Origin of the sequence: Mesorhizobium sp. M1143, from assembly GCF_040318435.1 — a bacterium.
Lineage (GTDB): Bacteria > Pseudomonadota > Alphaproteobacteria > Rhizobiales > Rhizobiaceae > Mesorhizobium.
Genome location: NZ_JAMYMJ010000007.1, coordinates 67,879 through 84,713, shown reverse-complemented (window position 1 = coordinate 84,713; position 16,835 = coordinate 67,879). Strand labels below are relative to the sequence as shown.

At 61.9% G+C, this 16,835-nt stretch carries 17 protein-coding genes; 9 read left to right on the top strand and 8 right to left on the bottom strand.

Annotation, left to right across the window (positions count from 1 at the left end; all coding sequences use genetic code 11):
* Window positions 1-6: 6 nt before the first annotated feature.
* Complete coding sequence (locus NKH35_RS08250; RefSeq protein WP_023682729.1) at window positions 7-402, top strand: RidA family protein; 396 nt, start codon at window positions 7-9, stop codon at window positions 400-402.
* 22 nt (window positions 403-424) lie between these two features.
* Here the strand turns inward: NKH35_RS08250 and NKH35_RS08245 are convergent, their stop codons facing one another.
* Window positions 425-1,516 carry an LLM class flavin-dependent oxidoreductase gene (locus NKH35_RS08245; RefSeq protein ID WP_352914170.1) on the bottom strand — a complete coding sequence of 364 codons (1,092 nt, stop codon included), beginning with the start codon at window positions 1,514-1,516 and terminating at the stop codon, window positions 425-427.
* A gap of 123 nt (window positions 1,517-1,639) precedes the next feature.
* Between NKH35_RS08245 and NKH35_RS08240 the strand changes: the two genes are divergently transcribed.
* The 5 genes from NKH35_RS08240 to NKH35_RS08220 all read left to right on the top strand — a co-directional run bounded on the left by NKH35_RS08240 (window position 1,640) and on the right by NKH35_RS08220 (window position 6,773).
* Window positions 1,640-2,401: an HpcH/HpaI aldolase family protein gene (locus tag NKH35_RS08240; protein ID WP_352914098.1), complete on the top strand. Its 762-nt coding sequence runs from the start codon at window positions 1,640-1,642 to the stop codon at window positions 2,399-2,401.
* Between the two features lie 155 nt (window positions 2,402-2,556).
* A complete protein-coding gene (locus NKH35_RS08235) occupies window positions 2,557-3,756 on the top strand; it encodes a pyridoxal phosphate-dependent aminotransferase (protein WP_023682727.1) in 1,200 nt (399 codons plus the stop codon).
* A 77-nt stretch (window positions 3,757-3,833) separates the two neighbouring features.
* Window positions 3,834-4,631: an ABC transporter substrate-binding protein gene (locus NKH35_RS08230; protein WP_023682726.1), complete on the top strand. Its 798-nt coding sequence runs from the start codon at window positions 3,834-3,836 to the stop codon at window positions 4,629-4,631.
* A 150-nt stretch (window positions 4,632-4,781) separates the two neighbouring features.
* Window positions 4,782-5,456 (top strand): amino acid ABC transporter permease, encoded by a 675-nt coding sequence (locus tag NKH35_RS08225; protein WP_023667812.1) that lies wholly within the window; start codon window positions 4,782-4,784, stop codon window positions 5,454-5,456.
* Between the two features lie 45 nt (window positions 5,457-5,501).
* A complete protein-coding gene (locus NKH35_RS08220; RefSeq protein ID WP_023682725.1) occupies window positions 5,502-6,773 on the top strand; it encodes a cysteine desulfurase-like protein in 1,272 nt (423 codons plus the stop codon).
* A 7-nt stretch (window positions 6,774-6,780) separates the two neighbouring features.
* Here NKH35_RS08220 and NKH35_RS08215 read toward each other — a convergent pair whose 3' ends face one another.
* The 3 genes from NKH35_RS08215 to NKH35_RS08205 all read right to left on the bottom strand — a co-directional run bounded on the left by NKH35_RS08215 (window position 6,781) and on the right by NKH35_RS08205 (window position 10,307).
* Window positions 6,781-8,742 carry a 3-hydroxyacyl-CoA dehydrogenase NAD-binding domain-containing protein gene (locus NKH35_RS08215; protein WP_352914095.1) on the bottom strand — a complete coding sequence of 654 codons (1,962 nt, stop codon included), beginning with the start codon at window positions 8,740-8,742 and terminating at the stop codon, window positions 6,781-6,783.
* 225 nt (window positions 8,743-8,967) lie between these two features.
* Window positions 8,968-9,945 carry a UDP-glucuronic acid decarboxylase family protein gene (locus NKH35_RS08210; RefSeq protein WP_023667815.1) on the bottom strand — a complete coding sequence of 326 codons (978 nt, stop codon included), beginning with the start codon at window positions 9,943-9,945 and terminating at the stop codon, window positions 8,968-8,970.
* Between the two features lie 179 nt (window positions 9,946-10,124).
* Entirely contained in the window at window positions 10,125-10,307 is a 183-nt protein-coding gene (locus NKH35_RS08205; RefSeq protein ID WP_023667816.1) for a hypothetical protein, read from the bottom strand.
* Between the two features lie 102 nt (window positions 10,308-10,409).
* Between NKH35_RS08205 and NKH35_RS08200 the strand changes: the two genes are divergently transcribed.
* Together NKH35_RS08200 and NKH35_RS08195 are read left to right on the top strand one after the other, a co-directional pair.
* Complete coding sequence (locus tag NKH35_RS08200; protein ID WP_023710049.1) at window positions 10,410-11,690, top strand: nucleotide sugar dehydrogenase; 1,281 nt, start codon at window positions 10,410-10,412, stop codon at window positions 11,688-11,690.
* Window positions 11,691-11,721: 31 nt separating this feature from the next.
* Complete coding sequence (locus NKH35_RS08195) at window positions 11,722-12,741, top strand: NAD-dependent epimerase (RefSeq protein WP_023834918.1); 1,020 nt, start codon at window positions 11,722-11,724, stop codon at window positions 12,739-12,741.
* 70 nt (window positions 12,742-12,811) lie between these two features.
* Here NKH35_RS08195 and NKH35_RS08190 read toward each other — a convergent pair whose 3' ends face one another.
* Window positions 12,812-13,708 (bottom strand): AraC family transcriptional regulator, encoded by an 897-nt coding sequence (locus NKH35_RS08190; RefSeq protein ID WP_023667819.1) that lies wholly within the window; start codon window positions 13,706-13,708, stop codon window positions 12,812-12,814.
* A 147-nt stretch (window positions 13,709-13,855) separates the two neighbouring features.
* Between NKH35_RS08190 and NKH35_RS08185 the strand changes: the two genes are divergently transcribed.
* A complete protein-coding gene (locus NKH35_RS08185; protein ID WP_023682721.1) occupies window positions 13,856-14,581 on the top strand; it encodes an SDR family oxidoreductase in 726 nt (241 codons plus the stop codon).
* Between the two features lie 68 nt (window positions 14,582-14,649).
* Here NKH35_RS08185 and NKH35_RS08180 read toward each other — a convergent pair whose 3' ends face one another.
* The 3 genes from NKH35_RS08180 to NKH35_RS08170 all read right to left on the bottom strand — a co-directional run bounded on the left by NKH35_RS08180 (window position 14,650) and on the right by NKH35_RS08170 (window position 16,802).
* Window positions 14,650-14,895, bottom strand: a complete 246-nt coding sequence (locus tag NKH35_RS08180; protein ID WP_081731529.1) for a helix-turn-helix domain-containing protein — start codon at window positions 14,893-14,895, stop codon at window positions 14,650-14,652.
* A gap of 22 nt (window positions 14,896-14,917) precedes the next feature.
* Window positions 14,918-15,664, bottom strand: coding sequence for an IclR family transcriptional regulator (locus tag NKH35_RS08175; protein WP_023825929.1), 747 nt, complete (start codon window positions 15,662-15,664; stop codon window positions 14,918-14,920).
* A 268-nt stretch (window positions 15,665-15,932) separates the two neighbouring features.
* Entirely contained in the window at window positions 15,933-16,802 is an 870-nt protein-coding gene (locus NKH35_RS08170; protein WP_023699850.1) for a helix-turn-helix domain-containing protein, read from the bottom strand.
* Window positions 16,803-16,835: the final 33 nt, after the last annotated feature.

Here is a 16,835-nt window from a genome sequence, read left to right as displayed (position 1 = left end):
TTGAAAATGCACGAGATCCTGCAGCCGGAGGGCTGGGCGAAACCGGTCGGCTACGCCAACGGCATTGCCGCGCGCGGCAGGCTCGTCTTCGTGGGCGGACAGGTCGGCTGGAACGGGCAGTGCCAGTTCGAGACCGACGATTTCGCCGGCCAGGTGCGGCAGACGCTGCAAAACATCGTCGCCGTGCTGGCGGAAGCCGGCGCGGAGCCACGGCACATCACCACGATGACCTGGTATTTCACCGACAAGGCCGAATATCTCGGCAATCTCAAGGGTATAGGCGAGGCCTATCGCGAGGTGATCGGCCGGCATTTCCCAGCGATGGCCGCCATGCAGGTGGTGGCGCTGGTGGAAGATCGCGCCAAGATCGAAATTCAGGCAACCGCCGTCATTCCGGATTAACGAATTCGTTATTCCCGGATTGTCAGCAGCGCAGCCCCGCCCGCTTCAGCAGCGGCAATACGTGGTCGCAGAAATAGGGCAGTTCCTGGGTGTAGTTGACGAACGACAGCGCGATGCCCTGGTAGCCATGCCCGGCTATTGCCGCCATCTCGGCGGCAATCGTTTCCGGCGTTCCAACCAGCGGGTAGGTGCCGGCGCCGCCGGCGAAACGCTGCCAGTAGCGGTCATAGGCATGCGGGTCATGCGACTGCGAGAACTCCTTCTTGCCTGCCATATGAGCATCGACCGCATCGTGGTCGACCAGATCGACGGCATAGCGCGTGTAGTAGGCCTGCGCCTCTTCCATGGTTGGACGGCAGACGACATGCGCCACCGTGTAGACGCCGACGTTGCGGCCAACCTTGTCGGCCCGCTCGCTGATGTCGGCGACATGCTTGCCGGCATCGCTCATTTCCGAAAAGGTCGTGAACAGATAATCGCATCGGGCGGCGGCGAAATCCCGGCCCGGGCCACCGAAAGCAGCGTTCATGGTCACCGGGCGTGGAACCTGCAGGCTCGCCGGCCGGCTCACCGCCTCCTTGAGGCGATAGTATGTGCCTTCATAGTCCAGAGGCTGGTCCGAGGCGTAGAGCTTTTCCAGGATTTCGATCCATTCGGCGGCCTGGTCGTAGCCCTTCTCGACCAAAGGCGTGCCGAACATGCCGAATTCCTTCGGGTTCCAGCCGCAGACGATGTTCAAGCCGGCGCGGCCCTGGCTGATATGGTCGACAGTTGCCAGCGCCTTGGCGGCATAGAGCGGATGCACCAGCGGCACATGCACGGTCATGAACAGGCCGATCTGCTCGGTGGCCACCGCCAGAGCTGCTGCCCAGGTGAAGGTCTCGAACGACCATTCGCGCACCTTGTTGCGGCCGCCAAAGCCACGCCAGCGCGCGATCGGAAGCATAAATTCCAGCCCGGCGCGGTCGGCGATCTGCGCCGCCGTCAGATTGTCCTGCCAGCTTGCCGTCCAGCGTTCCGGCACATCGGTGATGGCCAGACCGCCATCGGCATTGGTCGAAAAGACGCCGAGCTTCAGTTTGTTCGAGCCGTGCAGGGGATGCGTTTTGATCATCATGGGAACTCGTGGCGGGAGACCGACACGCTAGGCCCGCGCAAAAATATTTCAAGCCTGAAATAGCTTCGCCTCGCCGCCGATTGCGGATATCAATTCGGAGGGGAAAAAAGGGGGATGGATATGAGCGCGTTCCGTCAGAAGTGCATCGGCAAGACCAATCTCGTCGGCTCCTTCGCCGCTATTCCCCATCCCGTCGCCGTCGAAGTGATGGCGCTCACCGGCCTCGACTTCGTCTGCATCGACTGGGAACATGCCCAGATCGCGCGCGACACGATCGAAACCATGGTGCGCGCGGCCGACGTGCATCGCGTGCCGGCCATGGTGCGTGTTCCCGGTCATGCGCCGGAAGCTATCCAGGCGGCGCTCGACAGCGGCGCACAAGGCGTGCTCGTGCCGCGCGTCTCGACCGCTGCTCAGGCCGAGGCGGCGGTGAAGGCCTCGCGCTATCCGCCGCTGGGCGAGCGCGGCGTCGGGCCTGGCCGCGCGGCCGGCTATGGCTATCGCATTCCCGAATATCTGGCCGCGGCCAATGACAGGGTGGTCGTCGCGGTCCAGGTCGAGACATCGGAGGGGCTGGCCAACATCGAGGCGATCGCGGCCATAGACGGCATCGATGTGGTCTTCGTCGGCCCCGGCGATCTCTCCGTGTCGATCGATGCGATCGGGCCGAAAGGCGTGGACAAGCTCAATGAGGCGATCACAAGGATCATCCGCGCGACCGTCGCGCATGGCAAGACATCGGGTATATTTTGCGCCAGCCCACAGACGATCAGCCAGTGGGCCGCTATCGGCGCGAGCTTCTTCGTGCTGGCCAGCGATACGATGTTTCTTGGCGCCGGCGCTACGGCCAACTGCACCGCTGCGCGCGCCGAGCTGCGGTAGACGGGCGGGATCGGGCAAAAACTTTTTAAGCTTAAAACTTTTTCCTTGAAAAGCGCAGCACATTGGATAGCATCCAAACTCGATGGCGACTGTCGTGCCGGTGGGGCTTGCCGGGCAGTCCGTCGCGGTGCTCCGGGTGGGAGGGGTTTCAGTCCTTGTCGTTCATACTGCCCCAGTCATCGTCCAGCGCGCGTTATGCTTTCGACGGCGTACGTGCCCAGATCCGTGACCTGCACACCGAAAACATTGCCAACCTTGCCGTGCGCGCCCGAGAACTGGGCGACGTGATCGCGCTCTGGTACGGCGAAGGCGACATGGTGACGCCCGCTTTCATCCGCGACGCGGCGAAGGCCGCCTTCGATGAAGGCCAGACGTTCTACGTCCCTAACATGCGTGGGCACCCCCTACTGAACGAGGCGCTGTCGGAATACCAAACGCGCATTCACGGCCGGACGATCCCGATTGCGCGCACCACGGTCACGCCCGGCGGCATGCAGGCGCTGTACCTGGCGCTGGAACTGCTGGTCGATACCGGCAGCAACGTCGTCTATGTCGCGCCGCAATGGCCCAACATCCACAACGCCATCCATCTGATCGGCGGCGAGCCAAGGCCGTTTTCGCTCGACTTCAAGGGCGACTGGCATCTCGATCTCGACCGGCTGTTCGCCACTTGCGATGCGCGCACACGCGCGATCTTCCTGTCGACGCCGTCCAACCCGACCGGCTGGACCGCGTCGCGCGAGGAGATGCAGGCGCTGCTCGACTTCAGCCGGCGCACCGGCATCTGGATCATCTCCGACGAGGTCTATGGCCGGCTCTATTTCGACGGCAATGTTGCTCCTTCCATCCTGCAGATCGCCGAGGATGGCGACCGGGTGCTGTCGGTCAACAGTTTTTCGAAGGCGTGGGCGATGACCGGCTGGCGCATCGGCTGGCTGACGCATCCGTCGGGGGTGGCCGACCAGCTTGGCGCCATGACGCAGTACATCAACAGCGGCACCGCCGCGCCTATCCAGGCAGGCGCTGTCGCCGCCATCCGCCAAGGCGAGCCGCTGGTCGAGGAGATCAGGCAGCGGATCAAAACCGGCCTCGACCTTGCCTATGACAGGCTGGCCCAGATTCCCGGCATCATCCTGCCGACGAAACCGCGCGGAGGCATGTATGCCTTCTTTGCCATGAACGGCGAAAGCGACGCCCGGCAGGCCTGCGCCAGGATACTGGAGACGGCGCGCGTCGGGCTGGCTCCCGGCCACCTCTTTGGAAATTCGGCAGCGGCCTTCCTGCGGATGTGCGTGTGCCGTGAACGCGACCAGATAGCGACCGCGCTCGAGCGCATGGTCGCCGCCATGAATTGACGCCCCGCTGGGAGGTGGGACGGCAACAAACCGTGCGGGAGCAAACCCGCCCGATCAACAACCAGAGGGAACACAAAATGAGCTTCACTCGTCGCAACCTGCTTCTTCTCGCCGCCACGATCGGCATCGCTGCCGGCCCGGCCACCGCCTTTGCCGCCGATGTGCTCAATGTCGGCGCCTACCCGACCAATCCGCCCTTCGAATACAAGAACGAGAGCGGCACTTTCGAGGGCTTTGAAGTCGACATCGTCAACGAAGCGGCCAAGCGTGCCGGCATGACCACCGACATTGCCGACCTCGGCTTCCAGGCGCTGTTCGCGGCTGTCAGTTCCAACCGCATCGATGTCGCGATCTCCTCGATCACCATCACGCCGGAGCGACTGAAAACGCTGTCCTTCACCCAGCCCTATTATGACTCCGACATGGGCATTGCGACGAAGACCGATAGCGCTGTTAACACCGAGGCCGACCTCAAGGGCAAGATCGTCGGCGTGCTTTCAGGCTCGACCGGCGAGACCTGGGTCAAGGCGCATCAGGAGGCTGACGGCTACAGCGACGTGAAGGGCTATGACACGCAGCAGAATCTTCTGCTCGACCTCAGCGCGGGCCGCGTGGACGCCGCCGTCAGCGATATTCCGGGCATGGAATACTCCTTCACCAAGATGAAGGACCTGAAGGTTAAGCAGCGCATCAAGACCGGCGAACAGTACGGCCTGATGATGAGCAAGGACCATCCGCTGCTCGGCAAGCTGAACGACGCGCTGACCGCGATGAAGAAGGACGGAACGCTGGCCGCGATCCACAAGAAGTGGTTCGGCAGCGACGCGCCAGCCGATTCCTCGACGGTCAAGGAAATGCCGCTGCCCAAGGCCTGACCGGCAATGCACTTAAATCGTGCCGGCTCCCAGGCCGGCACGATTCATTTCACGCTCCGGCGCCTGCTGCCACACGGATAGCCTCATCGGAGGCAAGGTCGATTGGTTTTAACTTGAGCATCCTTTGCTCTGGGGTTCGGGAACGCTCCCATGTCGCTGATCGACACCTTCTTCAATCCTGACGTGATCATGTCCAGCCTGCCGGCGCTGTTGCGTGGCTTCCTGAACACGCTGCTGCTCGGCATTTTGAGTATCGGCATCGGCATTCCCATCGGCCTGGGGATCAGCCTGTTGCGGCTCTATGCGCCGAAGCCGCTGCGCTGGCTGGCGGTCGGCTACACCGACATCTTCCGCGCCCTGCCGGTGCTGGTGGTGCTGATCCTGATCTACTATGCGCTGCCCTTCCTCGGCATCCGTCTGTCGTCCTGGGCCTCCGCCGTGACGGCGTTCGCCATCATCATGTCGGCCTATTCGGCAGAAGTGTTCCGCTCCGGCATTGAGAGCATTCCGAAAGGCCAATTCGAGGCAGCACAGGCGCTCGGCCTGCCTTTCCTTTTGACCTTGCGCAAGGTGGTGCTGCCGCAGGCGATCCGCGTCGTCATCCCGCCGATGACCAGCAATTGCGTCTCGATGTTCAAGGACACGTCGCTCGCTTCCACCGTTGCGCTGCCGGAACTGTTGAAGGAAGCGACCAACGCGCAATCGCTCTATGCCAATCCCTCGCCGCTGATCGGCGCCGCTTTGGTCTATCTCATCTTCCTCTGGCCCATGGTCCGCCTCGTCAGCCTGCTCGAAGACCGCTTCAAGACCGAGAAGACGCGCTGACCTCATCAACCGTCCCGCTTCCCAAGCCATTCGCAGGAGATACAGTTGAGCAATTCCCAAGCCGCCGGCGGCTTTCCGGTCGACACCATCCGCGCCATGTTTCCGGCCTTGCAGCGCGCCGGTGATTTCATCTTCATGGACAACGCCGCCGGCGCGCAGATCCCGCAGAGCGTGCTCGACGCGGTGACCAATCACCTGGTCTCGCACAATGTGCAGCGTGGTGGTCGCTATGGGCGCTCGGTCACGGTCGACCAATCGGTTGCGGATGCTCGGACGAGCGTGGCCTTGCTGATCAACGCCTACAGTCCGTCGGAAATCTGCTTCGGCATGAACGCCACCTCGTTCATTCGCCTGGTCAGCCTCGGCATCGGCCAGATGCTGGCCAAGGACACAGAGCGCGACGAGATCGTCATCACCGATATGGACCACGACGCCAACATCGCCACGTGGCTGGCGCTGGAGCCCGCCGGAGCCAAGTTCAAATGGTGGCGCATGCGCGAGGACGGCAACCTGCATGTCGACGACCTCAAGCCGCTGGTTTCCGATCGCACCCGTCTCGTCGCCTGCACGGTGACCGCGCATTCGATCGGCTCGATCGTCGACGTCGCTTCGGTGGCCGCGATCGCGCATGCGGCCGGCGCCGAAGTGTTCCTTGACTGCGTGCATTACGGACCGCACGGGCTGATCGACGTGCAGGCCTGGGACTGTGATTATCTCGTCTGCTCCGGCTACAAGAATTTCTCGCCGCATATGGGCTTTCTGTGGGGCCGCTTCGAAACGCTGAAGCGGCTGCCGACCTTCCGCGAGGATTTCATCCCCGACGAGCCGCCTTACAAGGTCGAGGCAGGCACCTTCATCTACGAGAACGTCTCGGGCATGGATGCCGCAGTGCAGTACCTGGAACTGATCGGCCGCAATCTGGCGCCCTCCAACAACCGCTCGCGGCGCGACAACATCGTTGCCGGCATGGGCGCCATCCGCGATTACGAAGTGCTCCTGGCGCGTGAGATGCTCGCCGTGCTCAAGGGATGCAATGCCACGATCTACGGCGTCGCCGAGGAAGCCCGCATCAACGAACGCGTGCCGACATTCTGCTTCAACATCGGCAAGCTGTCGCCGCAGCGGATCGTCGAGGAAATGGCTGACATGCAGATCGGCATCCGCGACGGCCATATGTATGCGCCCCGGCTGATGAAGCGTCTCAACCTGTCGATGGACAGCGGCGCCATCCGCGCCTCGCTGGTCCATTACAACACGGTCGACGAGGTCAGGCGTTTCGGCGAGGCACTGCGCGCCGTCATCGCAAGGCTGTCGTAGCTGGTCCTTAAACCTCTCCGGCGCGGAACATCGGCCCGCCCTTGTGGGCCGGGAAGCCATAGCCGTTGATCATCACCAGATCGATGTCGGAGGCACGCGCCGCGATGCCTTCGGCAAGCAAGGCCTTGCCCTCTTCGGCCATTGCCGCCAGCAAGCGCGTGACGATCTCATCGGGCGAAAAGCGGCGCGGCACGATGTCCTTGGCCGCCCGAACGGCCTCGATCAGCGCGGCCACTTGCGGGTCGCTCCTGCGCTCGCCGTCGGAATAATCGTACCAGCCGCGCCCGGTCTTGCGGCCGAAGCGGCCGGCCTCGCACAGCCGGTCGGCGATTTCGACATAACGTGCTTGCGGATCGCGCATCGCCGCCTGTCGCTTGCGCCGCGCCCAGGCTATCTCCAGCCCAGCCATATCGTTGACCGCGAAGATCCCCATCGGAAAGCCCCAGGCCTCCAGCGCGGCATCCACCTCATCGGGTGCTGCGCCATCCTCCACCATGAACTCCGCCTCGCGGCGGTAGGCCGAATAGATGCGGTTGCCGATGAAACCCTCGGTAACGCCGCACACGACAGGCAGCTTGCCGAGCTTCCTGACGAAGGCGATCGCCGAGGCGAGCACATCGGGCGCCGTCGCCGCGCAATCCACCACTTCGGTGAGCCGCATGACGTTGGCCGGGGAGAAAAAATGCAGGCCGACGATCCGTTCGGGCCGGGCGGTTGCAGAGGCGATCTCGTCGGGGTTGAGGTAGCTGGTGTTGGTCGCAAGGATGGCGTCCGGGCGGACGATACGTTCGAGCTTCCGGAAGAGTTCGGTTTTTACCGCGAGATCGTCGAACACTGCCTCGATGACCAGATCGGCCTGCACCAGCCTGCCGGCGTCGCTGGCCGCTTCAAACCGGCTCAGCGCCTCCCTGCGCGCATGATCGGTGAGACGGCCGGATTGGACCGACTTGTCGAGAAGCCCGGCGATACGCTCGTATCCTTTTGCCGCGGCGTCGTCGTTCTGCTCGATGCCGATTACGCGATAGCCGGCATTCAAGGCCGAGACCGCGATGCCTGCACCCATCAGGCCGGTTCCGACGATACCGACGGTCTCGACCTTGCGAGGCGTGACACCCTCCAGCCTGTCGACTTTGCTGGCTTGCCTCTCGGCAAAGAAGACGTGGCGCAACGCTGCCGCTTCGCGAGAATCCCGGAGGCGCAGGAAGGTCGCGCGTTCGTCCGCAAGACCGTCCTCAAGTTTGGCCGTGGACGCGGCCTGGACCAGTCTCACGGCTTCTGCAGGCGCCATCTGCCCTCGGTTGCGGGAAAGTACCTTCTTTGCGGCTGCCGCGTCGGCCTCAGGTTGCGAGCGCGGGACGGAAAGCGCGCCCGTGCGCCACAGCGGTTGGCCAACGAGACGGCGGGCGACATCGAGCGCGCCTTCGGGAAGATCGTCTGCAATGGCATCGATCAGACCGAGAGTGAGCGCTTCGTCGGCTTTCGCGGGCCGACCCGTGCCGATCAGGTCGATTGCGGCGACCGTGCCGATGAGGCGGGGCAGGCGTTGGGTTCCGCCGGCCCCAGGCACTAACCCGAGCTTGACCTCGGGCAGGCCGAAGCTGGCCGCCTTGCTGGCCACCCGGTAGTGGCAGGCCAGCGCAATCTCGCAGCCGCCGCCGAGCGCCGCGCCGCCAACTGCCGCGACGACGGGTTTCGCGAAGCTCTCGATCGCTTCGATCACTTCAGGCAGTGTGGGCTCGATAGCGGGCTTGCCGAATTCCTTGATATCGGCGCCACCGATGAAGGTGCGCCCAATGGCGGTCAGCACCACGGCAGACACTTCATCCAACGCCGCACGCCCAAGCGCAGCCATCAGTCCGGCCCTGACATGGAAGGACAGCGCGTTGACCGGCGGATTTTCGATCGTGACGACGAGAACGCCATCGACGATCTTGCCTGTGACACTCTCGGAAAATCGTGCTGTGTTCATGGAGTTTTATCCCGGAACGACGGCAAATCTTCCTCCTCCTTCTGCTCTCCGCCAAATGCCGGTGTCCCGGCTCGGACGGATGAAGCGCCATGGGGTTCTTCAAATAATTTCAAGCTTAAAATAATTAGAATTCAAAAAACTTCAAGCCTACCGGAGTCGACTGCAAAAGGCGTCGCTACCACGACGGTGATCGGTCAGACTTGACGGTTGCACTGCGGTGCCGGGTCAAGGCGAGTTTGTGGAAACCTTCGGCAGCAGGGCTTTGAAATAGTCGATCGTCTGTTGCAGCCCGGCTTCCAAAGTCACCGTCGGCTCCCAGCCGACAAGCCTTTTGGCAAGGGTGATATCGGGCTGGCGGTGCCGCGGATCGTCTTGCGGAAGATCGCGGTAAATTATATCCGAACCTGATCCGGTCATCTGCGTCGTCAGTTCGGCCAAGCGCCGGATCGTTACTTCCCTTGGATTGCCGATGTTTACTGGACCGGTCACCTCCGGCCCCGTATCCATGAGGCGCAGCATGCCGCTCACCAGGTCGTCGACGTAGCAAAACGACCTTGTCTGTGAGCCGTCGCCGAAAATGGTTATCGGTTCACCACGAAGCGCCTGCACGATGAAATTTGAGACAACCCTGCCGTCTGCCGGGTGCATGCGCGGCCCGAACGTATTGAAAATCCGCGCGACCTTGACCCACAAGCCATGTTGTCGGTGATAGTCGAAGAACAGCGTTTCGGCGCAGCGTTTGCCTTCATCGTAGCATGAGCGCGGCCCGATCGGGTTTACATTGCCCCAGTAACTCTCGGGCTGCGGATGCACAGACGCGTCACCATAGACCTCACTGGTGGAGGCCTGAAAGACTTTGCATTTCAGCCGCTTTGCCAGTCCAAGAACATTGATGGCGCCGTGCACGGCGGTCTTGATCGTCTGAACCGGGTCGTACTGGTAGTGAACAGGCGAGGCCGGACACGCCAGGTTGTAAATCTCATCGACTTCGACGTAGAGCGGAAAGGTCACGTCATGGCGCATGAATTCGAAGCGGGGATGCTTGGCCAAATGGTCGATATTGCGCTTTGATCCGGTGAAAAGGTTGTCGACACACAAGATTTCGTCGCCTCGTTCCAACAGGCGGTCAATAAGATGCGAGCCGATAAACCCTGCGCCCCCGGTAACGAGAATGCGTCTGCGGCTGTCATAGAGTCTGGCCAATTTCTGCTCCCAGGCAAATGCTGATCGACCAGATATCGGTCGCCACACGCAGGATACGACGTGTCCGCAGCCAATGCACATGGACCAAACTGAAATTTCGCAGATCCGCTCGGTGCCGATGCGAATTCCGATCCGGGCATTTGGTTTGATCAGAAGGCACGATTGAGGCCGATAGTGGCCTATGGATTGGCAGCAGAGAATATCAGCCCTGTCGTCAGGGCCGCCGCTGCGTAGATGGCCGGCAGAACCTGACGGTTCACCCCAATCCGCAGCAGAGAGTGGCTCGAAACCCGGTCCTGCTGGATTTTATCCACAACATCGATGGCATCGGCGGATGGCAACATGAAAATGGCAACGACCATTTTTCGTGAGACATTCCTCTTCGCGATAGAGCATCGTTGAATTGGCCAACAGGCTGCCATACAAGCACGTCGGCTCAACAGGTGGCTCGAGGAACCCCACGGATGTCCGAACGCATTGCAGTTATCGGCCTGGGTTATGTCGGCCTGCCGGTAGCCATTGCCTTTGGGAAGGTTTTCCCCGGCACCATAGCTTTTGACATCAGCGAGCGTCGGATCGGGGAATTGCGTGGCGGCGTCGATCGTACGGGGGAAGTTGACGCAACGGCGCTCAAGGAGACCTCGATAGGGCTGACCACCGATCGGGAGATGTTGAAAGGCGCTACTTTCTTCATCGTTGCCGTGCCAACCCCTATCGACGCAAATCGCGCTCCCGATCTAGCTTCTTTGAAACTGGCGTCCGAACTCGTCGGCGAGGCGGTGAGCAAAGGCGCCGTCGTCGTTTTTGAGTCGACAGTCTATCCAGGTGTGACCGAAGATTTCTGTGGGCCGATCATCGAGCAGGTTTCCGGCCTGCGACATCCCCGCGACTTTGCCCTCGGCTATTCGCCCGAACGCGCCAACCCCGGCGATCGGGAACACTCGCTGCAAAAGATCGTCAAAGTCGTCTCCGGCGAGAATAACGAGACGCTGGAGCGCATCGCGAACGTTTATGGCCGTATCATCGATGCCGGCGTCTACCGCGCCCCGTCGATCAAGGTGGCCGAGGCAGCGAAGGTTATCGAGAACACCCAGCGCGATCTGAACATCGCGCTGATGAACGAACTGGCAATGATCTTCGAGCGGCTCGATATCCGGACGCAGGATGTTCTTGATGCTGCGTCGACGAAATGGAACTTCCTTCCCTTCAAACCGGGGTTCGTCGGCGGCCACTGCATCAGCGTCGATCCATATTATTTGACCGCCAAGGCCGAGGCCGAAGGTTACCATCCGCAGATCATCCTCGCCGGACGTCGCATCAATGACGGCATGGGGGCCTTCGTCGCCCAGCAGGTTGTCAAACGGCTGATTGGTTCTGACACGCCCGTCAAAGGGGCTTCTGTCGGCATTCTCGGGCTGACATTCAAGGAGGACGTGCCGGATTTGCGCAACAGCCGCGTTTTCGACATGGTCAAGGAACTAAGGCAGTTCGGAATTGTCCCCAAAGTCCATGATCCCCTTGCCGATGTCGAAACCGCTCGGCGTGATCACGGCGAAACAATCCTGCCGCTCGATGAGATAAACGATTTGCAGGCGCTTGTTCTGGCGGTGCCTCACAGGCAATATCTCACCAACGAAAGAGCGCGTCTTTTTCAAATGATCAGGCCGGGGGGGACACTGTTCGATGTCAAGTCGGCCATCAAGCCCAATGAAGTTCCCGACAACATAAAATACTGGAGCTTGTAAAGCTCGCCTGAAATTAACGCTAGGATATGCAGTGACATCAAGCAGGCCGATACTGATCACCGGCGCAGCCGGGTTCATAGGGTTTCATCTTTGCCTGAGGCTGCTTGCCGAAGGACGCCAGGTTATCGGCCTCGACTCCATGAACGAGTATTATGACGTCAGCCTGAAGCAGGCTCGTCTCGAGCGGCTGAAAGCGTTTTCGAATTTTTGTTTCGAGCATGCCGATCTCACGGAGCGGGACCGTATTTCGGAGCTCTTCCTCTCGGCCGCGCCGGAGGTTGTCGTCAATCTCGCGGCGCAAGCCGGCGTACGCTATTCGATCAGCAATCCGCACGCCTATGTGGAAAGCAACCTCAGCGGCTTTGTCAACATCCTGGAAGGATGCCGGCAGGCCTCCGTCGGCCATCTGGTCTATGCATCGTCGAGTTCGATTTATGGCGGCAGCACCCGCATGCCGTTTTCCGTGCACGATCCGGCGGACCATCCGCTCAGCCTTTACGCCGCAAGCAAGAAGGCGAACGAGCTGATGGCGCACACATACAGCCATCTGTTTCGACTGCCGACCACCGGGCTGCGTTTTTTCACCGTCTATGGTCCGTGGGGGCGGCCGGACATGGCGCTGTTCATCTTCGCCAAGGCTATCCTCGCCGGCGAGCCGATCGAGGTCTTCAACTATGGCAACATGCAGCGGGATTTCACCTATATCGACGACATTGTCGAAGGTATTATCCGCGTCATGCAGCAACCCGCGACACCCAATCCTGAGTGGAAAAGTGTCGCGCCAGACCCAGCGACCAGCAACGCCCCGTTCAGGATTCACAACATCGGCGGCAATTCGCCCGTTCAACTGAACCGATTGATCGAGGTGCTCGAAGACGCGCTGGGACGCAAGGCAAACCGCAACCTCAGGCCACTTCAGCCAGGCGACGTTCCGGCAACTTTTGCCAATGTCAGCTCGCTCGAGGAGGCGACCGGCTTCAAGCCCAAAATCCCGATCGAAATAGGGGTTCCGCGCTTTGTCGAATGGTACCGGGAGTTCTACCGAGCATGATCGGACGCTTCGCCACTTGGAGGCGGCTGGCTCCTGACCAGCCATGGCTGGCGCATGCCGCTCGGAAAACTCAATAAGCCGCAGCCGAACTGGGTGTTGCCTGAAGGCGGTCAATATCTTTCCGGGGCGGCGCACCGAACAGGCGACGATATTCTCGGCTGAACTGCGAAGGGCTGTCATAGCCCACCGCGAACCCGGCCGTGCCTGCGTTTGCGCCGCCGGCAAGCATAATCCTTCGCGCCTCCTGCAGGCGCAGCTGCTTCTGGTATTCGAGCGGGGTCATGCGCGTAATCGCCTTGAAATGGGCATGAAGGGACGACGCGCTCATGCCTGATGCCGCCGCAATCTCTTCGATGCGCAGTTGTGCCTGGAAATGATTGCGGATCGTGGCGATGGCGCGGCTGACCTGGTTCAGGTGGCTGTCCACCGACGCCATCTGGCGAAGCGTGTCACCGTGCGGTCCGGTGAGGAGCCGGTAAAGGATTTCGCGTTCGATCAGCGGCGCCAGCACGGTGACGCTCTCGGGGCGATCGAGCAGCCTGACAAGCCGACAGGCGGCATCAATCAGGTCGGGGTCACTTGGATAGGCAGCTAACACCGGCAGATCCCTGCTGGGGGATGCACGTCCTTCTTTCACAAGCAGTTCGGCCAGCGCGGTGGAATCAAAATCTATCTTGCAACAGAGGTAGGGCGCCGCCGGGCTCGCCTCCAACACATGCCCGACCAGCGGCAGGTCGACCGAGACGAGCAGGTAGCTCGATGCGTCATAGACCACGCTCTGGTCGGCCAGCGAGACGCGCTTCGATCCTTGGGCGATTATGCAAAGCGACGCCTCGTAGACCGCAGGCACGGGTGCACTGGGCTGGTTGGCGCGAATGAGCGACAGCCGCGGCACCGCAGTGCCGGCCATGCCAGATTTCGGCGCAAAGCGGGTGATCAGCTCGGCGAGTTCATTGATTTTCTCCATGCCGCATAAATCTTCATGGCGCGAAATGTTGCAAGGCATTTCGAGTTCATTTGGAGGATCGTGCAAACTCTTTGGACGATCACGCTACCGGCCTTTGCCGGTTCGCGCCATCTATCTCCCCGTCACCGCAGCGAAAAAGGAACGATCATGACGGGACTTAAAGACAAGGTTGTACTCATCACCGGCGCCTCCAGCGGCATCGGCGAAGCGACGGTTCGGGAACTTGCCGGTGCCGGCGCCAGACTGTTCATCGGGGCCCGCCGCACCGAGCGGCTCAAGGCGCTGGCCGCAGAAATAGGCAAAGGCGTCGCGTGGCGCGAACTCGACGTGACTGACGCGGCGAATTTCGACGCCTTTGCCGATGCCGCTCATGCCGAATTCGGGCAGATCGATGTGCTGGTCAACAATGCCGGCGTCATGCCGCTGTCGCCGCTTGCCGCGCTGAAGCGCGATGAGTGGTCTCGCATGATCAATGTCAACATCGGCGGCGTGCTGAACGGGATCGCCGCGGTGCTGCCGCGCTTCGTCGCCCAGAAGAATGGGCATATCGTCAATGTCGCCTCGGTCGGCGCGCATATCGTGCTGCCCACCGCGGCGGTCTATTGCGGCACGAAATATGCCGTCTGGGCAATCACCGAGGGGCTGCGGCAGGAGCATGACGACATCCGCGCCACGATCATCTCCCCCGGAGTGACCGCAACCGAACTGGGCGACGATATCAGCGATCCTCAGGTCGCCACGGCTCTGAAAGAATGGCGGCAGAAGTCGCTCACACCGGACGCCATTGCACGGGCGATCCGTTTTGCGCTTGATCAACCCGATGGCGTCGACGTCAACGAAGTGATCGTGCGGCCAACCGCTGCCAATATGTAGAACTTGCTGCCGGATGCCGGCTTTCGGCGAGCTAGGGCGCTCTCCGAGATCGGCAAACGGCCCACCCCTTAATGCACCCGCCCCCAGCCTCTGGCGCAACTCCCGCGGGCCACATCGTACCGGCTCTCGAACGCGCGCGAAAAATGCGCACTCGAATTGAACCCGCAAGCAAAGGCGATTTCCGAGATCGTGGGCGACGCTCGGGCGGGCGACAACAATTCTTCCTTGCTGCGCTCCAGCCGCCTGTCCCAGACGAAGCGTTCCGGTCTCGCGGCAAGGCCGGTGCGCCGCTGGGAACTTAACCCGCTAATCATCTCCCCTGCGACGGTAGAGATGTCAGGCTTCGCCGGCCAGGCGCGCTGAAATCAGCCGCACCGCCTGGATCACCGCTTCGCCCTGGCTGGCCGCCATGCTGTCATCGGCGCGTGACACAGGCGAGGCCACCGCGAGCGCACCGAGAGGACGCCCATCGGAGCCGAGGATTGCCGCGGCTATGCTGTGCACGCCTTCTTCATAGCCTTGGGAGCTCGAGGAATAGCCGCGCTTGGCGGCAAGCCGGATCGCCTTCATCAGCCTGTCGGGCTGCGTCACCGTGTGTGGCGTGAAGGTCGGCAACGGCTTGTCGACATAGGCCTCGGCCGCTTCCCGAGGCGAAGCGGCGAGAAAGGCGATGCCGGAGGCGGTGCCGTGCAAGGGCAGCACCTGGCCGACATCGACATTGACCCGGTTGGCCTTTGCCGACAGCTCGACATGGACCGTCAGCAGTGCGCCGGCGCTGAATTCCGACAGATGCACCGTTTCGCCGGTTTCCAGCGCCAGCTCGCGAACCACAGGTGCTGCCACGCGCACGAAGGGAAAATGCGCGTCGCGAAACCGGGCCAGCCGCGACAGGCCGGCGCCGAGCCGGTAGCGGCGGCTTGCCGGCTCTTGTTCGATCAGGCGGTGGTCGGCCAGCGCCATCAGCAGGCGCCGCGCCGTCGCCTTGTCGAGGCCGGTTTTGCGGGCGAGCTCGGACAGGCCGATCTCCGGTTCGCCGAGCGTGAACTGTTCCAACAGCGATATCGCTTTGCCGACTGTGCTCATCGTGCGTCCTCAAGATACTTCGCATGGGACGGAAGCCAATCCACCTTGCAGTCCGCTCATAGCACATAAAATGGTGGTTCAAATAACGAACCGTTTGGAAGCGACAAAAAACACCAGCAAGTTTCGCGGCGACATCAATCTCGATGCGCCGCGCCGTGCGCGGGGTGATGCTGCGCGGCAACACCTATCAACAGGTGGATCAACTCGGCGGCGCTGCGCCTGGCCGGCGTGTCGGCCCAAACGCCTGATCCTGGCCGGCGCGGAAGCTTCAACTCTGCCCCAGCTGCGCGCGGCGCCAGGCGGCGGGCGCCTGGCCAACCCGCTCCCGGAAGAAGCGTGAGAAATAGGCCGGATCTTCGAAGCCGATTTCGTAGGCGATGTCCTCGACGGTGCGCACGGTGAACAGCAGCAACCGCTTGGCCTCCAGCAACCGTCGCTCGCCCATGAGCCGCTTGACGCCGCTGCCAAGCACCGTATGGGCGGCCTTGTCGAGAAGATGCGGTGTCGTGGCCAGCGCCCCCACGTAGCGGTCGACGGGCCAGTTGTCGCGGAAATGCGCATCGACCAGACGGCGCAAGCCGCGCGCCAATGCAGCATCGGAAGAACCGGTGGCATCCTTCACCTCGGGACCAAGGCGCGCGATGTGCGAGAGCGCGACGGCGATCAGCGCCGGCAGGGTCTTGTCACTGCCGGCCTGCGCCTCGGCATATTCGGCGGCGATCATCTCCAGCACCGCCGCCAGCCTTTTCCACGCGACGTGCTGAGGAAGGCTATCGGCAAAGACCGGCCGGTCCAATGGCAGCAGGCTGTGAGCGGCTATTGCCGCAAGCGCATCATCGGCGACCGAAACGACGATGGCGTCGGTGCCGGGCCCGATCGAGAAGCCATGCACGATGGTGCTCGGCACGAAGCTGACGGCCGGTGCCGAAAAGTCCCAGGATTGGTCTTCGATGCGGTAGGTGCCGGAGCCGCTGGTCCAGTAGGTGATCTGGCCCATTTGCGGATGCTTGTGCGCGGCAACCTGGCCGAGATGAATGTTGCTGCGCGCAAGCACCGTCTCGACATGCAGGAAGCCGACATCGAGCGGCCGCACCGGCTCGCCATAGACAAAGAAATCAGGAATGGAATTGAGGCTCATTGCGCCGGAAAAAGTCCAATCGGTTTTGCCGTT

Bases quoted from the DNA above. Each gene is read 5' to 3' on its own strand.
- NKH35_RS08225 (WP_023667812.1), top strand. From the start codon at position 4,782: ATGTCGCTGATCGACACCTTCTTCAATCCTGACGTGATCATGTCCAGC.
- NKH35_RS08230 (WP_023682726.1), top strand. From the start codon at position 3,834: ATGAGCTTCACTCGTCGCAACCTGCTTCTTCTCGCCGCCACGATCGGC.
- NKH35_RS08175 (WP_023825929.1), bottom strand. From the start codon at position 15,664: ATGAGCACAGTCGGCAAAGCGATATCGCTGTTGGAACAGTTCACGCTC.
- NKH35_RS08185 (WP_023682721.1), top strand. From the start codon at position 13,856: ATGACGGGACTTAAAGACAAGGTTGTACTCATCACCGGCGCCTCCAGC.
- NKH35_RS08205 (WP_023667816.1), bottom strand. From the start codon at position 10,307: ATGGTCGTTGCCATTTTCATGTTGCCATCCGCCGATGCCATCGATGTT.
- NKH35_RS08250 (WP_023682729.1), top strand. From the start codon at position 7: ATGCACGAGATCCTGCAGCCGGAGGGCTGGGCGAAACCGGTCGGCTAC.
- NKH35_RS08240 (WP_352914098.1), top strand. From the start codon at position 1,640: ATGAGCGCGTTCCGTCAGAAGTGCATCGGCAAGACCAATCTCGTCGGC.
- NKH35_RS08215 (WP_352914095.1), bottom strand. From the start codon at position 8,742: ATGAACACAGCACGATTTTCCGAGAGTGTCACAGGCAAGATCGTCGAT.
- NKH35_RS08200 (WP_023710049.1), top strand. From the start codon at position 10,410: ATGTCCGAACGCATTGCAGTTATCGGCCTGGGTTATGTCGGCCTGCCG.
- NKH35_RS08170 (WP_023699850.1), bottom strand. From the start codon at position 16,802: ATGAGCCTCAATTCCATTCCTGATTTCTTTGTCTATGGCGAGCCGGTG.
- NKH35_RS08180 (WP_081731529.1), bottom strand. From the start codon at position 14,895: ATGATTAGCGGGTTAAGTTCCCAGCGGCGCACCGGCCTTGCCGCGAGA.
- NKH35_RS08190 (WP_023667819.1), bottom strand. From the start codon at position 13,708: ATGGAGAAAATCAATGAACTCGCCGAGCTGATCACCCGCTTTGCGCCG.
- NKH35_RS08245 (WP_352914170.1), bottom strand. From the start codon at position 1,516: ATGATCAAAACGCATCCCCTGCACGGCTCGAACAAACTGAAGCTCGGC.